Raw genomic sequence first — 16,277 nt, 5'->3', positions numbered from 1 at the left:
ACAACCTCACGGGGAACTACAACTAGGCGGCCAATGCGGCCGTTCCGGCCAGCGCGCCCAGACCCAGAATCAGCAGCAGAATTCCCAGCAGTCTCTTACGGGGGTGTAAGGCGCCAGCCACAGCGGCTCGACGAAATCTATGGGCCCCGAGCGTAACCGGCTGCCCGCCCCTGCAGGAATGATGGATGCGCCGTAGACTGGAGAGGCTATGCCCACCGTTCACATTAATGATGACCAGGTCGCCTTCGCTGAAGGAGCCACTGTTGTCGACGCCGTCGCGCACACCACCGGACGCCAGCTCAGCGCTGACGGCACCCCTGCTGATGGGGGACGCCTCGGCGTCGCCGTCGCACTGGCCGGTTCCGTCATCCCGCGCAGCCGTTGGGCTGCCACCGAGCTCAGCGAGGGTGTCGAGCTTGAAATCGTCACCGCAGTCCAGGGAGGCTGACTAAGTGTCTGACACAGCCCAGACCGGACCAGCATTCGACGCCGGCATTCCACCGCTGGACATCGGCGGATACACCCTGGCGAACCGTCTGATCATGGGTACCGGTGGCATCACCGATCTCGCAGCCCTGGAACGCGCGCTCATCACTTCCGGCACCACGCTGACCACAGTGGCCATGCGCCGCTTCAGCCCGGACACTAAGACCTCGGTCTTCAGCATGCTGGAGCGCCTGGGCATCGATATCCTGCCCAACACTGCTGGCTGCTACACCGTCAAGGACACTGTCCTGACCGCAGAGCTCGCCCGCGAAGCCCTGGAGACCAACCTCATCAAGGTCGAAGTCATCGCCGATGAGCACACCCTGCTCCCGGATGTCATCGAGACCCTGGAAGCCACAGAACAGCTGGCTGACCGTGGATTCATCCCGCTGGTCTACACCAGTGATGATCCCGCCGTCGCCCGCCGTCTGGAGCAGGTCGGTGCTGCAGCGGTCATGCCCCTGGGTGCCCCCATCGGCACCGGGCTCGGCATCCTGAACCCGCACAATATTGAGCTCATTGCCTCCCGCGCCTCAGTGCCGGTGGTCCTTGACGCCGGCATCGGAGCCGCCTCTGAGGCCGCCCTGGCCATGGAACTCGGCTGCGAGGCAGTGCTGGTGGCATCCGCGGTGACTCGCGCGCAGAATCCCTCTGCGATGGCGCATGCAGTGAAGGCTGCAGTAGAGGCCGGCTGGCACTCCCGGCATGCCGGACGTATCCCGCGCCGTGAGCATGCCCTGGCCTCCAGCCCGATGGAGGGCATCATCGACCCTGTGGAAGACCTCACCTGATGACTGATCTCTCCGCGTTTTCGCGATCGCAGGCCGAACGCTTCCAGCGCCACTTCGCACTGGCCGGCTTCGGTATCGAAGCCCAGGCCAAACTGCTGCGGGCGCGGGTGCTGGTGGTCGGTGCAGGCGGCCTTGGCGCACCGATCCTCACGTATCTGGCAGCGGCCGGGGTGGGCACCATCGAGGTGATTGACCACGACGTCGTGGACCGCTCGAATCTGCACCGCCAGGTCATTCACTCTGAGGCCACCGTGGGACAGCCCAAAACGGCTTCAGCCGCAGCAGTGATGCGCGGGCTGCATCCGGAGGTCAATGTCATTGAGCACCGCCAGCCGTTGACTGCGCAGAACGCGCTGGAGCTGGTGGAGCCGGTGGATATTGTGGTGGATGGCTCAGATAATTTCGCCACCCGCTATGTGGTCTCTGATGCCTGTGAGATCGCCGGAGTGCCGTTGGTCTCCGGATCCATTCTGCGGTTCGCCGGGCAGGTCAGTCTGTTCTGGTCCCGGCTGCCTTCTGGTGAACGCGGACCCACCTACCGTGATCTGTACCCGGAAGCTCCCGACGCCGGGGAAGTCCCCACCTGCGCTGAGGCTGGCGTGTTGGGCGTGCTGCCCGGGGTGATCGGCTCGCTCATGGCCACTGAGACCATCAAGCACCTCGCCGGGGTGGGGGAGACCCTGCTGGGGCGAGTGCTGAGCTATGACGCGCTGACCGCCAGCTTCCGCGAATTCCGCTTGGAACCGGATCTGCAGCGAGAGCCGGTCACCAGCATCGGTGCTGATGTCACTGGACTCGGCGGCGGCCCGGACTTCGATGCTGCCTGCGAGGTACCCGCCCACCAAGCAGACGACGACGGCGCGGCGGCTGATCTCAGCCTGATGGATTCCGCTGCCGTGGAAACAGCAGCGGAGGACAGTGTGGACGAGGATATCGACTTCAACCCTTTCACCGGGGACCCGAAGCAAGCCGATGATCTGACTCCGCGCGAGTTCCGCCAGGCGGTGGCCCGCGGGGAGATTGCCGGCGTCGTGGATGTTCGTGAACCGTGGGAGCACCAGCAGGGCACCATCGAGGATGCGGTCAATATTCCGCTGATGACGCTATGGCGGGAGTCCCCGGAGGTTCCCGGCCTGGACCAGGCTGCAGATGACCGACCAGTGGTGGTCTATTGCGCCCACGGTGTGCGTTCCCGCCAGGCGCTGCAGCTGCTGTCCCAGCGGTATCCCGGCGCGCCGGTGAAGAATCTGCTGGGCGGCTACGAGCTCTACCGGCAGCAGTAGGACGGCGTCTCGGGCGCGCGTGGCCGTGTCCGATTCTTCGTCGGTGATGACCACCGCAGTACGATGGGCCTACTTGCCAGTACTAATGCCCTGACACAGCTTGCCGCACAGGCTCAGAGCGACCGATTCCGGGTAGTGTAGAGGCGTGAGTTCATACCTGGCGGTCATTGGCGAGTGCTTGGTAGATGTGGTCCATTCGGAGACATCTGCCCCAAAGGCGCACGTCGGGGGCAGCCCCTTCAATGTTGCGGTAGGACTCGCTCGCCTGGAACACCAGGTCGTCTTCGCCGGACGGCGCGGCGAGGACGATTATGGTCGAATGATTGCCCGCTCACTGCGCGCCCAGGGCATCAACTCCCTGCTCGAGGCAGATGACCTGCCCACCTCAGTAGCCCGGGCCACATTGGACCCCACCGGTCAGGCCAGCTACGAATTCTCACTGGACTGGGCGCTGCCCAGCGCAGACGAGGTGGAGGAGAAGTTCGCTACCTGCTCGGGGGACAGAATCCACCTGCACACCGGCTCTATTGCCGCGATGGTCCAACCCGGGGCCGAGACCGTCAAGGGGGTCCTGCACCGGGCTCGGGAGACCGCCACCATCTCCTACGACCCCAATTACCGGCCCACCCTGGTGCCCAACCGCGAAGAAGCCCGCCAGCAGGTAGAAGAGTTCATCGCCCTAGCTGATGTTATTCAGGCCTCCACTGATGACCTAGATCTGCTCTATCCCGAACGCAGCCACCGGGACACGATGTCCGCGTGGCTGGAACTGGGCCCCTCCCTGGTCACCGTGACCCGCGGTGCTTCTGGTGCGATAGCCCTGGCGCGCAGCGGTTTCGTTGAGCAGCAGGCTTTCTCCGTGGAAGTCGCTGACACCGTTGGCGCTGGTGATTCTTTTATGGCCGCCACCCTCTCTAGCTTGCAGCAGCGCGGACTGCTGGGAGCCCATCACCGTCAAGCACTTCAAGACATCAGCGCTGACACCGTCTCCGAAGTACTGCGCAGTGCCGCGCAGGCTGCCGCCATCACCTCCTCCCGCTTTGGCGCTCAGCCGCCGAGCGCAAAAGAGCTTGCCGCCGCCCTCACCGCCGCCGACTAATCCCTAAAGAGACGATGACTTCACAGCTTCAGACACCCGGAGGCGGGATGTCCGCCAGCGCCGCACCCACCACTGAATCCGCCGAGGCTGCCCTCAACCACCCAGTCCTCGACGACGCGGCCGCGCCACAACTTGCTGGAACTCCGGTCAAGCTGATCGCCAGCGATATTGACGGCACGATCCTCTCCTATAAGCTCACCGCCTCCGGTGCGGTGTCCCCGCGCACGGTCGAAGCCTTCCAGGCCGCCAGCGAAGCAGGGGTCGTCGTCGTATTAGTCACTGGACGCCCGGTGCGCAATATGCGGCCAGTCAGTGACACTCTCGGTGAGATCGGCCCGGTGATCTGCTCCAACGGAGCAGTGATGTATGACTTGGCGCAGGACAGGTTAGTCTCCTCCTGGCCCATGCAGGCCGAGGCGCTGTTCTCAGCCAAGGACATCATCCTCGACTTAGACCCCGGTGCTTTCTTCGCCGCCGAGACGCTAGAGCACCTGCACCTAGAAGACGGCTTCGCCAAAGACTCACTCTTCTACGATGATGCCAAGCGCAAGGGCGCCGGCATCGGTGAAGAGCAGCTGCTCTTCGGCCCGCTGGATGAGACCTTAGAGCGTGGCACCCGCGGTGAGGTGCGCACCCCGGACAGCGAGGTTGGTCAGGACCACGTCGCTGACCGGGTGGTGAAGCTGCTGGTGAAAACCCACAGCATGGATCCAGACACATTCCTGGCCGAAGTGCGACGGCGTGCCGGTCACCTGGTCAGCGTCACCCACTCAGCACCAGGGGTGAGCCTGCTGGAGCTGGCAGCCAAGGGCATCAACAAGGCTGCAGGTCTCCAGCGCTTCGCCACCTCCCTGGGCGTCAACCAGCAGAACGTGGTGGCCTTCGGAGACATGCCCAATGACATAGAAATGCTGCAGTGGGCTGGCACATCTTGGGCGGTAGGCTCTGCCCACCCGATGGCACGCGCTGCGGCAAACCATGTGACCTCAAGCTGTGATGACGACGGCGTGGCTGTGATCATCGAAAAGCTGCTGGCAGGTCAGCTGTGACCCGGCTCAGTCCCTACCGGGCCCATCCCTACCGCGACATTCCCTATCTGCTGAACTCTCAGCCCGGAGCTCTTCAGAACGCCCCGCTGGCCTTTGCTCACCGCGGAGCGGATCCCCGCCGCGAGAACACCATGGGCGCCTTCCGGCACGCCGTCGAACTGGGGTACCGGTACCTGGAGATCGATGTCCGTACTGCAGCCTGCGGCACCCTGGTGGTCTTCCACGATGAGGAGCTGGGCAGGGTCACCACCGGCAGCGGTCGGCTGAGTGAGAAGACTTGGGAAGAGCTCAGTGAACTCCGCGTCGGGATGGACGGCCGGTTCACCGAGCCGATGGTGCGCTTCGAGGATCTGCTCACGGAATGGGATGACGTCCATTTCAACGTGGACCTCAAAGACGGAGAAGCCGCCGGCCCCTTTGCGGAGATTGTTGAGCGTCACGGAGCTCATCACCGAGTGCTGGCCGCCAGCTTCAATGACGCCCGTCGGCATCGGGTGAATAAGCGGCTGAGCCGCCCGGTGGCTACCTCCGGGGGGTGGGTCTCTACGGGCTTGATTGTGCTGCTGGGTCCGCTGGGATTCCTGCGCCGGATCAGTCGCCGTCTGGCTGGGATCGATTGCCTCCAGGTGCCTATCGAGCACTCCGGGGTGCGCATTGTGCGGCCGAAGTTCATTGAGCGCTGCCATAAGGCCGGGCTGCAGGTCCATGTATGGGTGGTGGACGATCCCGCTGAGATGCACCGACTGCTGGATATGGGCGTTGACGGCCTCATGACCGACGACGCCGAAGCGCTGGCCGATGTCATGGCCGAACGCAGTATCTGGCCCCAGCGCTGACTTCTCCGGCAAAACTCCAGGCAACGCCCACTAGGGATCAAGCTGCTCGTCAGCGGTGCCACCTACGCTGGTGCCGTGTTCGTGCCGCAGTTGTTCTCCGCTCTTGCCGCAGCCACCCCTGCCGGCAGTGAACCGTTGCCGTGGTGGCTGCGTTTTGGTGGCATCCTGGCAGTGGCAGCTCTGGCAGCGGCCCTGATGGTTCTGATGCAGACCCGCCACCAGCGCCGAGCCGGCGTCCTGTGGGTTCTGGTGATTTTCTTGGTCCCCATCATTGGCCCGCTGACCTACATCATCGCGCAGAGCATCAGCTATCACCGGCATAATCCCACCGCCTCCAAAGGTCGCGCGGAAAGAATGGCACCGGAGGAGTACTCCACTGGGCAGGCGAAGACAACAGACGACGACGCCGGGCCCGCGCGCCGTCGTTAAGCATCCCGGCTGAGCCTCCTCGAGTGGTCAATTTGCTGCGTCTGACCGAGGCTTAAGCGCAGCAAATTGTCCTTACGAGAATGGCGCCGTGGTTAAGCCCGGTCGATAAACCCGGAAGCCAGCAGCGGGCAGTTTTCATCCTGTGGTCGGAGGCGGAGCGCCACCTAGCTCCCTAGACTGGGAGCATGACAGAACTCGGGCGCCTCCCACCGCATGTGCGCACAGTGCGGTTCTTCGAGGAGCGACCCTGGTTGGGGGACAGTCTCTTCAAGGTCGCCCCGCTGACCCTGATGGCACTGCTGATCTGGGGCTTAAGCGCGTCGCACTACGGATTCATCGGCAACGCGGTTGACCCCCAAGTCATGCTTCTGCTGGAACTGATGGCCATCGTCCCGCTGGCGATCTCCAGGATTCAGCCAGGGGTGGCCGCAGGGATCATCGCCACTGCCGCGCTGCTGCAGATCCTCACACTCAGCGGACCCGGTGTCTCCGCTCTCAGCGTCCCGCTGGTGGTCTACACCTGCGCCAAATACGGCAGCCGTCGAGTCTCCCGCAGCTATCTGACCATAGCTCTGCTCGGTGCGGTGCTCCTGGCCATCTTTGTGGGATATCAGCAGATGGTGGCCAGCATCTATCCGGCGGATGCTCCCACGGCCATGGTCAACCTCCTGCTCATCGGTGGATTCGCCGCCGCCGTCGTGCTGGTGTTCTGGCTCTTCGGCGACCTCGCCGGACGCAAGCGCGCCCAGCTGGAAGCCGTGGAGGAGAAAAACCGGCTGCTGGAACGCGAACGCGATCAGGAGGCCCGCTTAGCCGCCGACGCCGAACGCATGCGTATCGCCCGGGAGGTGCACGATGTCATCAGTCACTCCATGTCGGTCATGATCGCCCAGGCCGACGGCGGCCGGTATGTCCTGCAGCAGGACCCTGCCCGCGCCAGTGCAGCCTTCGAGACCATCGCTGAGACAGGCCGCGAAGCGCTGACCGAGATGCGCCGCATGCTCGGAGTGCTCCGCGAAGAACAGGAACAGCTGAAGAAGCGCCCGGCGCCGGGCATCCTACGGCGAAATGATCGAGATGGTCCTGCTGATGGTGCTGGTGCTGCTGGCCGCAGCCATCATTGTGGCGGTCATCGGCGTCAGCAATACGCTCTCCCTCTCGGTCTTTGAGCGACGGCGTGAAGCGGCACTGCTGCGCGCGGTGGGAATGAACCGCCGCGCCGTCGGCTCCATGATCTCTTTGCAAGCGCTGCTGATGGCTGCAGTCGCATTGCTGCTGGGCACGGTCCTGGGCGGTTTCTTCGGCTGGGCTGGGGTCAGCTCGCTGGTGGCGCGCGAGGACTGGAGTGTGGTCCTGGAGATCCCCTGGTTGCGGATTGCTGCCATCTGGGCTGCCACGCTGGTGGCCGCGCTGCTGGCTGCCTGGCTGCCGGCACATCAGATGAGCCGAGTACAGCCCGCTTCCGGGCTCAGCCAGCAGTAGCCTCCAGTGCTCACGACGACGCCCCGGCCACCTCTTCTAAGTGAGAGGTGCCGGGGCGTCGTCGTCGGTTGCCGTATGGGTTAGGTCAGTACGATCACCAGGATGACGATCAGGAGGATCGTGGTGATGCTGATGGGGATGTAGATGCCGCGCATGGTGTTTCACCCTTTCGGAATGGTTGACGGCGGTGCATGATCACTGACGTGAGTGATCCAGGACTAGGTCAGCGCACGGATCAGATACAGCACTCCGAGCACGGCGAGGATGCCGACGATGACGGAGCCTGCGATCCCTGCGGCGATCTCAAATACGGTGATCGCCAGCCACAGCAGGACGATCGCAATAACGATCGTGATGATAATGGACACTGCGCTTCTAGCCATGGCTCCACCCTAGGAATCTCTAACTGGACAGTTACTGGATATCTGCTGTTTGCCTAGTGTGAATATGTAAAAAGCGCCGGAGAACCATCGTTTTCGATGAGTCTCCGGCGCTTTTGTCAGCACCTATAAATGCTGTGCGGCTTACTCTTCGCTGTCCTGCAGTGCTTCCACATCTGCCAACTTGGCGTGCGGAGTATTCTCCGGGATCGCGCCGTTGAGCCGGAGGCCGGTCTCCACGTCGAAGAGGTGCACATGGTCCACATTGGGCTTGATGAAGACCTTGTCGCCCTTCATGGGAGGACGGCGGCCATCTACACGGACGATCAGCGGCTGGAAGGTGTCAATGCCCTCCGGGGTGCCGTAGATGTAGGCGTCTGCGCCGAGCTCTTCGACCACGTCGACGACCATCGGCAGGCCGGTGCCGTCGGTGGAGATCTCCATGTCCTCGGGGCGAACGCCCAGGGTGACCTTGTCGCCGCTGCCCTTGGAGAGGTAGCCGCCGGGGATGTTGAAGCGGTCGTTGCCCAGGATGATGTCATCACCGGTCTTGGCCACCTGGAACAGGCTCATGGCGGGGGAGCCGATGAAGCCTGCCACGAAGACGTTGGCGGGTGTGTCGTAGAGGTTGCGGGGGCTGTCCACCTGCTGCAGGATGCCGTCCTTGAGGACCGCCACACGGTCGCCCATGGTCATGGCTTCCACCTGGTCGTGGGTGACGTAGACGGTTGTGGTCTTCAGCTGCCGGGTCAGGGCTGCGATCTGGGTACGGGTCTGTACGCGCAGTTTGGCGTCCAGGTTGGACAGCGGCTCATCCATCAGGAAGACCTTGGGGGAGCGCACGATGGCGCGACCCATCGCCACGCGCTGACGCTGACCACCGGAGAGTGCCTTCGGCTTGCGGTCCAGGTAGGGAACCAGGTCCAGGATCTCAGCGGCCTTCTTGACCCGCTCTGCGCGCTCTTCCTTGGAGACTCCAGCGATCTTCAGGGCGAAGCCCATGTTCTCTGCCACCGACATATGGGGGTAGAGGGCGTAGTTCTGGAAGACCATCGCGATGTCGCGGTCCTTGGGAGAGACGTGGGAGACGTCCTCGCCACCGATGAGGATGCGGCCCTCGTTGACCTCTTCGAGGCCGGCCAGCATGCGCAGGGCGGTGGACTTACCACAACCGGAGGGGCCCACCAGGACGAGGAACTCGCCGTCGGTGATCTCCAGGTGGAGTTTGTTGATGGCAGGCCGCGCCCCTGGGGTGTAGATGCGGCTCGCAAAGTCATAGGTCACTGAGGCCATGATGTTTCCCTTTCACGGGCAGGTACGTGCCCGACGATCCGTAGTGAAGGTGGTGACACTGCCCATCCGCCGATGTGGCATGACTCACAGTGCCGCCAGAATCACACCATAGAAGTTCGCTCAAGTCCATTTGTGACACATACAACGAAATGAGGGCCCTCACCGCTATGGGTGAAGGCCCTCATGGAGGCAGTTGTGCGCGGGTGTCCGCGTCAGTGGTGAGCGGCGTCCGGATCGTGGTGGGCTGCGCCGCCGCCGTAAGTGTCGGGGCCATGCTCCAGGTGCTCAACGGTGGACTCATCGAAGCCATCCGGCAGAAGAGCGCGGTACTCGGCAATGCCGCCGTCGAGGACCGTGGCACCGACGGTTTCTTCAGTGCCGTTGATGGAAATAGTCACGTCCTGCATCGCTCCGGGGGCTGCCTGAATCGAGGAGACGATGAGCTCGTCGTCGTTCTGGAGGTTGATGGCCTCACCGGAGGACAGGCTGAAGGGGAAGGTGTCGCCAGCTGCGGAGATTTCCACCTGGGCATCCTCGGCACTGTTGTTGCTCAGGAGGCCGACTAGGCGAGCAGGGCCGCCCTCCTCGTTGGCGATGAACGTCAGGTTGCGCACTTTGACGCCCTCGGCATCGAACATCACGCCGTCTGACGCCGAGTAGACGTGGGTGGTGGCCTGATAGTTCACGGCGCTGCAGCCGGTGGCCAGCACTGCTGCCAACGCCAGAGATGCGGCAGCCGCGCGGCGGGTGGGGGAGGGGGCGAACTTCACGTCGGAAATCTCCTCATGAGGTCGGTGCGACGTTGTCGCGTCCAGACTACTTGATCAGCAGTAATTCTACATGGCGTAGAAGAGAATTGTGCGCGGCGAACCTTATGCCCACTCCCCGGAGCTTGCATCACGACACGCCGATAAACGCCTGTGCGTGATAAACTGGACTGCGGGAAAGGGGAATAATTACATGAATTTCGAAGTCGGAGAGACAGTCGTATACCCGCACCACGGTGCCGCCACCATTGAAGAGGTGGAGATGCGCACTTTCAAGGGGGAGGAAAAGACCTACCTCACGCTGCGAGTCTCTGAAGGCGACCTGACCATCAAAGTTCCGGCTGAGAACGTTGACCTCGTGGGTGTTCGCGACGTGGTGGATGAAGAAGGCCTGGATCACGTATTCGGCCTGCTGCGGGCCGAGCACACTGAAGAGCCCACCAACTGGTCCCGCCGTTACAAGGCAAATGTGGAGAAGCTGGCCTCGGGTTCCATTAACAAGCTTGCCGAGGTCGTTCGTGACCTCTGGCGCCGTGAGAATGACCGCGGACTCTCCGCTGGCGAGAAGCGGATGCTCTCCCAGGCTCGGAGGATCCTGGTCTCGGAGCTGCGGCTGGCCAAGGAACTGACCGAAGAGGATGCAGAGCAGCTCCTCGATCAGGTGCTCTCCGAAACCTCAGCCACCGCCTAAGCGCGGTTCAGCTTCGAGCTCACCGTAGAATCGCATATATGACTCAACGCCCGACGGATGCCCTGTTCAGCACAGGAGATCCTCGGGCGTTAGTCATTGTTGCCGCCGGTTCCGGCACGCGGCTGGGCTACGGGATACCCAAAGCAGCTGTGCCGCTGGCTGGGCGCAGCATCCTCTCCCGGGCCCTGGATGCGGTGACTGCTGACCTCGGACTCGGGTTGCTCGTGGTGGTCGTGCCATCGGATCCCAGCGCAGAGGCGACCCGTCAGCAGCTGGTGGCAGAAGCCAACGCTGTCGAGGCCACCGGAGTTCGCGTCGTCGTCGTCTCAGGTGGGTCTACCCGGGCTTCTTCGGTCAGCGAGGGCCTGGCCGCAGTCCAGGAACACGCCAGGCACCATGACTGGTCGGCGGAGCGAACCACAGTGCTTATTCACGACGCCGCCCGTCCGCTCACCCCGCCCGAGGTCTTCCAGCGGGTGCTGCAAGCAGTGGAGAGCGGTGCTGAGGCAGTAGTGCCGGCAGTCCCGGTCACCGACACCATCAAACAGATCAGCACGGCCGGCACGGATGCTTCGGCAAAAGGCGAGATCGTGGCCTCCACCCCGGCTCGCAGCCAACTGCGCGCAGTGCAGACCCCACAGGGCTTCACCCTGGACCTTCTGGAGCGCGCCCTCGAGCACACCATGGGATTGAGTGATGAAGAGGCCGCAGCGTTGACTGATGAGGCGATGATCGCTGAGCACTTAGGGGTGGAGGTCGCCGTCGTCGCCGGTCACCCCCGGGCGCTGAAAATCACCACAGAGACAGACCTGCTCACAGCCACCGCGCTGCTTCAGGAGACACACATGCCCGCTGCCCAGGTCCCATTACCCCGAGTGGGCATCGGCCATGACATTCATGCCTTCGCCCCCGAGGATCAGCCCACCGAACTGTGGCTGGCCGGCCTGCACTGGCCCGGTCAACAGGGACTCTCCGGGCATTCCGACGGCGATGCCGTGGCCCATGCTTGCTGCGATGCGCTCTTCTCCGCGGCAGGACTGGGAGACCTGGGTGTGCATTTCGGCGCAGACACTATGGGCACATCTCGCCCTGAACTGGCCGGTGCCTCCGGAGTGATGCTGCTGGCCGAAGCGGCGGCAATCGTGCGTCGGGCCGGCTTCCGCATCGGATCACTCTCCGTGCAGTTCATCGGCAACCGGCCCAAGTTCGGGCCGCGCCGCGAAGAAGCCCAGCGAGCGCTCAGCGCGGCAGCCGGTGCTCCGGTGGCAGTCTCGGCCACTACCGCTGACGGACTCGGCTTCACCGGCCGGGCCGAGGGCATCATGGCTACTGCCACTGCCGTGCTGGTCAAGGACTAAACGCTCCAGGGCTGAGCGGGGCCGCTGCGGTACCCTTGGGCCGTGGTACTGCGACTTTACGACACCAAAACAGCCGAGATCCGGGACTTCACCCCGCTGCACGAGGGACGGGTCTCGCTCTACTACTGTGGTGCCACTGTTCAGGGCAAGCCCCATGTTGGCCATGTGCGCTCGGCGGTGGCCTTTGACATCCTGATTCGCTGGCTGCGTGCCAGCGGCTATGACGTGCTCGCGGTGCGCAACGTCACCGATATCGATGACAAGATCCTGGAGAAGTCTGCGGCTTCCTACAGCCCGGACTTCCGCGCGGACCAGGACTACCCCGCCGAGGAGCCCTGGTTTGCTCTGGCGTACCGGTTCGAGCAGGCCTTCCACGCCGCCTATGACGCCCTGGGCGTGCTGCGCCCCAGCTACGAACCTCGTGCCACCGGGCACATCACGGAGATGTTTGCCCTGATCCAGCGGCTTATCGACGCCGGGCACGCTTACCCAGCACCTGATGGCTCAGGCGATGTCTACTTCGACGTGCGTTCCTGGCAGAACTACGGGGAGCTCACCCGGCAGCGCGTGGAGGATATGCAGGATGCTCCCGACGCCGATCCCCGCGGTAAGCGCGACCCCCGGGACTTCGCCCTGTGGAAGGGACATAAAGAAGGGGACCCGGAGACCGCTGCCTGGGATTCTCCCTGGGGTCGCGGTCGTCCCGGCTGGCACCTGGAGTGCTCGGCAATGGCGACCAAGTATCTCGGGGAACAGTTCGATATCCACGGCGGAGGCCTGGATCTGCGCTTCCCGCACCATGAGAACGAACTTGCCCAGTCCAGGGCCGCCGGTGATGACTTCGCTCGGTACTGGCTGCACAACGGCATGGTGACCTATCAGGGCCAGAAGATGTCGAAGTCCATCGGCAACACCATCTCCCCGGAAGAGATGCTCTCCCAGGCGCGCCCCAAGGCTGTCCGCTACTTCCTGGGTCAGGCTCATTACCGCTCCCAGCTGGACTATCGCCCCGGTTCCCTGCAGGAGGCCGAGGCCGCCGTCGAACGCATCGAGGGTTTCCTGGCCAAATCCCTGGGGGAGCAGCCGGTTCAACTGCAGCTTCCTGAAGCCTTCCGCGCCGCCATGGATGATGATCTCAATGTTCCGGCAGCACTGGCTGTGTTGCACGAGAGTGTCCGTGCAGGTAACACCGCCCTGGCCCAGGGACAGAAGACGGTGGCCGCAGAACGTGCCGCAGAGGTGGCCTCCATGGCGCAGGTGCTGGGACTGGCGGATGTGCCGGAGCCCGACGGCGCAGGCTCGGCCGAGCATGCGGCACTGGGTACTCTGGTGGATCACCTGTTGACCGAGCGGACAGCGGCCAAAGCCGAGAAAGACTATGCCCGCGCTGACGCGATCCGCGATCAGCTCACCACCGCAGGCGTGATCATCGAGGACACCCCAGAGGGTGCCCGATGGAGCATTGCCGCACAGACCAAGGGGGACACACATGGCTAAGGACTCTCGTCCCAAATCGGCCGCTGTCCGGAAGAACAAGAAGGGCCCCACCTCGGGCTCGGGTGGACAGGGCCGCCGCAAACTCGAAGGCAAGGGTCCGACTCCCAAGGCAGAGGACCGCGTCTATCACAAGGCTCACAAGCAGAAGCAGCTGGCCGAGCGCGCCGCTGCAAAGCGTGAGGCGAATCGGCCTCGTACCCGCGGTTCCGGCTATGGAGCTGATGATGTGGTGGCCGGCCGCAATCCTGTGCTGGAGGCGCTGGTTGAGCGTGTCCCGGCGAAGGAGATGCTGGTGGCTGCTGACATTGAGTCTGATGGCCGCGTGCGGGAGGCGCTGCAGCACTGCGCCGAGCAGGGTGTCCGGGTACGTGAGCTGACTCGTCGGCAGTTGGACAACGCGAGCGGTGACGCGGTGCATCAGGGTCTGGCTCTGGTGCTGGAACCCTATGAGTATGCCGACGCTGCGGAGCTGACCGAGGAGCTACTGGAGAAGGCCGCCAAGGGCTATATCGCGCATCAGCCGCTGTTGGTGGCCTGTGATTCCATCACTGATCCGCGCAACCTCGGCGCCATTCTGCGTGCCTCGGCAGCTTTCGACGCTGATGGGGTGCTGGTGCCTGAACGTCGCAGCGCCGGTGTGACCGCAACCGCCTGGAAGACTTCGGCCGGCGCGGCTGCACGCATCCCCGTGGCCCGTGCCAAGAACCTCACCCAGGCGCTGAAAGAAGCCAAGAGCTTGGGGTATTTCGTGGTTGGGCTCGACGGCGGCGGCGAGATGTCCTTGCCCGGACTCTCTCTGGCCGAAGAGCCGCTGATCGTCGTCGTCGGCTCCGAGGGCAAGGGGCTCTCCCGGTTGGTGGCTGAGACCTGTGACGCGATTGTCTCGATTCCCATCACGAAGAGCACCGAGTCGTTGAATGCCTCGATGGCGGTGGGCATCACGCTCTATGAGATTTCTACAGCGCGCCAGGGGGTCCGCCAGTCATGACCACGGTGCGCATCCGCGGCGAGGAACAGCCTGGTTTCCTGGAGATCCTCAGCAATTGGCTGCCGCATCAGCCGTGGTTCCCGGCCCCGCGCGGGCGCCGCAGCCTCACTCGGGTGGGCGGCCTCCGCCTGCCAACCCCCCAGGGGGATCCTGACTCGGGGCTCTTTCTGGAGCACCATGTATTCGACCTCGAGCTGCCCCAAGGGCCGCAGCGGATCTCTGTTCCGGTGGCGCTGCGCAGTCGGCCCTCGGCGCTGGCGGGCAAAACGGCTTTCATCGGGAAGCTGACCGACCAGAACGGCAAGGATCTCTGGGTATACGACGGCGCCCGGGATCGGGCCTTTCTCGCCGCCTGGCTTGAGATGGCCCGACGTCGCCAAGGCAGCCGCAATGGGCGTTCCCGCGGGGAGGCTCTAGCTGGATTCGAATCGTGGGACGCCTTTGAGCTGAAGATGCGCCGCAGCGCGGTGCAAGCACAGGATGCTTCCCATACGCGCACCCTGGTTGCCCCTGAAGATGCGGCCGAGGAAGGTGACTGGGAGAAGAAGGTAGTGGTGGACTTCCTGCGTCGCCCTACTCAGCAGCGCACACCGCTGTTGGAAACAGTGCTGACTCTGACTCGGGCCAATAGTCGTTCCGTTCCTCGAGTGCTGGGCACCATCTCCGGCGCCTGGGAGAAGACCGCCACAGCTGCTGACGAGGCCGAGTGGGAGAACGGTGATTTATCGGTCATCCGTGAGGCCGGCGTCGAAGCCCCATCCGCCTGGGATCTTGCACGGGCTGCTCTGAAAGCCGGCCGCAGCTTCTCAGCCGAGGCCGGTGAACTCGGCCGGTGGCTCGGGACATTCCATGCTGACCTCGCCGGGGCCTTCGGTGCGCACCCGCAGTCAACTGCTCAGCTGAAGAGCATGGCCCAGAACGCCCAAGCTGCCTTGAGTTCCCAGTGGGCTGGCGTGCGCCAAGAGTTCGACGAGGACGAAGCTGCTGACCTGCACGAGGTCATCGACCTGATGACCATGCAGCTGCGCGATGCTGGTGAGCCCTTGATGCTGCAGCAGATTCATGGGGACCTCAGCCTGGGTCAGGCTCACCAGATGACCCCCCAGCGCTGGGTCTTCAATGAATCCGACGGACTGATTGAGCGTGCGCTCGGTCTCCGGGATGTGGTCACCATGCTGATGTCAGCAGCCAACCTGGTCATGGAAGTCGCCAATGAAACACCGGAAGCTTCCAGCACTGAAGAGGGGGAGGCGCAGGCCCCGGTGAACTTCGGCCAGTGGTACGAGGAGTTCACCAAGTCCTTCCTGAAGGGATACCGCAGCTCAGATGTCGATGCATCTGGAGTGGATTCGGTCTTCTTCCGGGCCGCCATGCTGGCAGAAGCCCTGGAGCTTTTCGCCCAGTGGGAGGGCAGCTGGGTCTTCCGACCCTCCATGCTGCTCCAGGCTGAGGGCTAATTTTCCGCGGAATCACGGGGAAGTAGGACACCTTGTTCACCTGGAATTTACATCCGGGGAAAAGTGGTGGTAGAGTTTCATCTCGCGCCGCTGATCGAAAGCAAAGCTGAGGTTGGCAGCGAGACGGAAGATCTGATAAGATTCTCCAGCTATCGAAAACAGGTCGGAAACACGGAGTTGACACTCCGAAAACGAACTGGTAAGATAGGAAAGTTGCTCCGGAGCGACTCGGAAGGATAACTTCTGACGGTGCCGGAAGCGCTTGTTGTTTGAGAACTCAATAGTGTGCCAAGTTTTTTGATACCAAATTATTTACTATTTATTTGGTAGTCACAGCAATCACACCCCGGTGTGAATGACTGTGACATGCCAGATCAATCATCTATCTTTT

The 16,277-nt window shown here is 63.3% G+C and carries 17 protein-coding genes; 14 read left to right on the top strand and 3 right to left on the bottom strand.

The features are described from left to right. Positions 1 to 208: 208 nt before the first annotated feature. The 9 genes from thiS to TX78_RS08600 all read left to right on the top strand — a co-directional run bounded on the left by thiS (position 209) and on the right by TX78_RS08600 (position 7,455). Entirely contained in the window at positions 209 to 448 is a 240-nt protein-coding gene (thiS, locus tag TX78_RS08640) for a sulfur carrier protein ThiS (RefSeq protein ID WP_044495521.1), read from the top strand. Between the two features lie 4 nt (positions 449 to 452). Beyond that, positions 453 to 1,277 carry a thiazole synthase gene (locus TX78_RS08635; RefSeq protein ID WP_044495518.1) on the top strand — a complete coding sequence of 275 codons (825 nt, stop codon included), beginning with the start codon at positions 453 to 455 and terminating at the stop codon, positions 1,275 to 1,277. After that, the gene (moeB, locus tag TX78_RS08630) at positions 1,277 to 2,560 is read left to right on the top strand and encodes a molybdopterin-synthase adenylyltransferase MoeB (protein ID WP_044495517.1); all 1,284 of its coding nucleotides are present in this window, start codon (positions 1,277 to 1,279) and stop codon (positions 2,558 to 2,560) included. Before TX78_RS08635 ends, moeB begins: the two co-directional genes overlap by 1 nt. Positions 2,561 to 2,705: 145 nt before the next feature. Further along, positions 2,706 to 3,659, top strand: coding sequence for a carbohydrate kinase family protein (locus TX78_RS08625; protein ID WP_044495515.1), 954 nt, complete (start codon positions 2,706 to 2,708; stop codon positions 3,657 to 3,659). Between the two features lie 14 nt (positions 3,660 to 3,673). Then, entirely contained in the window at positions 3,674 to 4,708 is a 1,035-nt protein-coding gene (locus TX78_RS08620) for a Cof-type HAD-IIB family hydrolase (protein ID WP_233722220.1), read from the top strand. Beyond that, positions 4,705 to 5,544, top strand: coding sequence for a glycerophosphodiester phosphodiesterase (locus TX78_RS08615; protein ID WP_081652690.1), 840 nt, complete (start codon positions 4,705 to 4,707; stop codon positions 5,542 to 5,544). The genes TX78_RS08620 and TX78_RS08615 overlap by 4 nt, the downstream gene beginning before the upstream one ends. Before the next feature lie 75 nt (positions 5,545 to 5,619). Further along, positions 5,620 to 5,973: a PLD nuclease N-terminal domain-containing protein gene (locus TX78_RS08610; protein WP_044495514.1), complete on the top strand. Its 354-nt coding sequence runs from the start codon at positions 5,620 to 5,622 to the stop codon at positions 5,971 to 5,973. Positions 5,974 to 6,158: 185 nt separating this feature from the next. Further along, a complete protein-coding gene (locus TX78_RS08605; protein WP_081652689.1) occupies positions 6,159 to 7,142 on the top strand; it encodes a sensor histidine kinase in 984 nt (327 codons plus the stop codon). After that, on the top strand, positions 7,042 to 7,455 hold the full coding sequence (locus TX78_RS08600) for an FtsX-like permease family protein (protein ID WP_044495512.1): 414 nt from the start codon (positions 7,042 to 7,044) through the stop codon (positions 7,453 to 7,455). Before TX78_RS08605 ends, TX78_RS08600 begins: the two co-directional genes overlap by 101 nt. A gap of 218 nt (positions 7,456 to 7,673) precedes the next feature. On the opposite strand, the gene TX78_RS13750 is transcribed toward TX78_RS08600, so the two are convergent. The 3 genes from TX78_RS13750 to TX78_RS12705 all read right to left on the bottom strand — a co-directional run bounded on the left by TX78_RS13750 (position 7,674) and on the right by TX78_RS12705 (position 9,898). Beyond that, positions 7,674 to 7,838, bottom strand: a complete 165-nt coding sequence (locus TX78_RS13750) for a hypothetical protein (protein WP_158644321.1) — start codon at positions 7,836 to 7,838, stop codon at positions 7,674 to 7,676. Positions 7,839 to 7,979: 141 nt separating this feature from the next. Further along, a complete protein-coding gene (locus TX78_RS08595; protein WP_044495511.1) occupies positions 7,980 to 9,128 on the bottom strand; it encodes an ABC transporter ATP-binding protein in 1,149 nt (382 codons plus the stop codon). A gap of 212 nt (positions 9,129 to 9,340) precedes the next feature. Next, entirely contained in the window at positions 9,341 to 9,898 is a 558-nt protein-coding gene (locus TX78_RS12705; RefSeq protein ID WP_049897687.1) for a hypothetical protein, read from the bottom strand. A 190-nt stretch (positions 9,899 to 10,088) separates the two neighbouring features. Between TX78_RS12705 and TX78_RS08585 the strand changes: the two genes are divergently transcribed. Genes TX78_RS08585 through TX78_RS08565 form a run of 5 tightly spaced genes read left to right on the top strand, consistent with a single transcriptional unit; the run spans position 10,089 to position 15,886 of the window. Then, positions 10,089 to 10,586 carry a CarD family transcriptional regulator gene (locus tag TX78_RS08585; protein ID WP_044495509.1) on the top strand — a complete coding sequence of 166 codons (498 nt, stop codon included), beginning with the start codon at positions 10,089 to 10,091 and terminating at the stop codon, positions 10,584 to 10,586. Between the two features lie 38 nt (positions 10,587 to 10,624). Continuing rightward, positions 10,625 to 11,944 carry a bifunctional 2-C-methyl-D-erythritol 4-phosphate cytidylyltransferase/2-C-methyl-D-erythritol 2,4-cyclodiphosphate synthase gene (locus TX78_RS08580; RefSeq protein ID WP_044495508.1) on the top strand — a complete coding sequence of 440 codons (1,320 nt, stop codon included), beginning with the start codon at positions 10,625 to 10,627 and terminating at the stop codon, positions 11,942 to 11,944. Between the two features lie 42 nt (positions 11,945 to 11,986). Further along, positions 11,987 to 13,441 (top strand): cysteine--tRNA ligase, encoded by a 1,455-nt coding sequence (gene cysS, locus TX78_RS08575; protein ID WP_044495507.1) that lies wholly within the window; start codon positions 11,987 to 11,989, stop codon positions 13,439 to 13,441. Then, a complete protein-coding gene (gene rlmB, locus TX78_RS08570; protein ID WP_044495506.1) occupies positions 13,434 to 14,429 on the top strand; it encodes a 23S rRNA (guanosine(2251)-2'-O)-methyltransferase RlmB in 996 nt (331 codons plus the stop codon). The genes cysS and rlmB overlap by 8 nt, the downstream gene beginning before the upstream one ends. Further along, positions 14,426 to 15,886 (top strand): maltokinase N-terminal cap-like domain-containing protein, encoded by a 1,461-nt coding sequence (locus TX78_RS08565; RefSeq protein WP_044495505.1) that lies wholly within the window; start codon positions 14,426 to 14,428, stop codon positions 15,884 to 15,886. Before rlmB ends, TX78_RS08565 begins: the two co-directional genes overlap by 4 nt. Positions 15,887 to 16,277 lie beyond the last annotated feature (391 nt).

Origin of the sequence: Nesterenkonia massiliensis (assembly GCF_000455245.1) — a bacterium.
GTDB classification, from domain to species: domain Bacteria; phylum Actinomycetota; class Actinomycetes; order Actinomycetales; family Micrococcaceae; genus Nesterenkonia; species Nesterenkonia rhizosphaerae.
This window is presented reverse-complemented; position numbering and strand designations above follow the sequence as displayed.

What these genes read in the sequence shown, in the direction of transcription:
- TX78_RS08565 (WP_044495505.1), top strand. Translation starts at nt 14,426, where the DNA reads ATGACCACGGTGCGCATCCGCGGCGAGGAACAGCCTGGTTTCCTGGAG.
- TX78_RS08600 (WP_044495512.1), top strand. Translation starts at nt 7,042, where the DNA reads ATGATCGAGATGGTCCTGCTGATGGTGCTGGTGCTGCTGGCCGCAGCC.
- TX78_RS08595 (WP_044495511.1), bottom strand. Translation starts at nt 9,128, where the DNA reads ATGGCCTCAGTGACCTATGACTTTGCGAGCCGCATCTACACCCCAGGG.
- moeB (WP_044495517.1), top strand. Translation starts at nt 1,277, where the DNA reads ATGACTGATCTCTCCGCGTTTTCGCGATCGCAGGCCGAACGCTTCCAG.
- TX78_RS13750 (WP_158644321.1), bottom strand. Translation starts at nt 7,838, where the DNA reads ATGGCTAGAAGCGCAGTGTCCATTATCATCACGATCGTTATTGCGATC.
- TX78_RS08585 (WP_044495509.1), top strand. Translation starts at nt 10,089, where the DNA reads ATGAATTTCGAAGTCGGAGAGACAGTCGTATACCCGCACCACGGTGCC.
- thiS (WP_044495521.1), top strand. Translation starts at nt 209, where the DNA reads ATGCCCACCGTTCACATTAATGATGACCAGGTCGCCTTCGCTGAAGGA.
- rlmB (WP_044495506.1), top strand. Translation starts at nt 13,434, where the DNA reads ATGGCTAAGGACTCTCGTCCCAAATCGGCCGCTGTCCGGAAGAACAAG.
- TX78_RS08580 (WP_044495508.1), top strand. Translation starts at nt 10,625, where the DNA reads ATGACTCAACGCCCGACGGATGCCCTGTTCAGCACAGGAGATCCTCGG.
- TX78_RS08605 (WP_081652689.1), top strand. Translation starts at nt 6,159, where the DNA reads ATGACAGAACTCGGGCGCCTCCCACCGCATGTGCGCACAGTGCGGTTC.
- TX78_RS08620 (WP_233722220.1), top strand. Translation starts at nt 3,674, where the DNA reads ATGACTTCACAGCTTCAGACACCCGGAGGCGGGATGTCCGCCAGCGCC.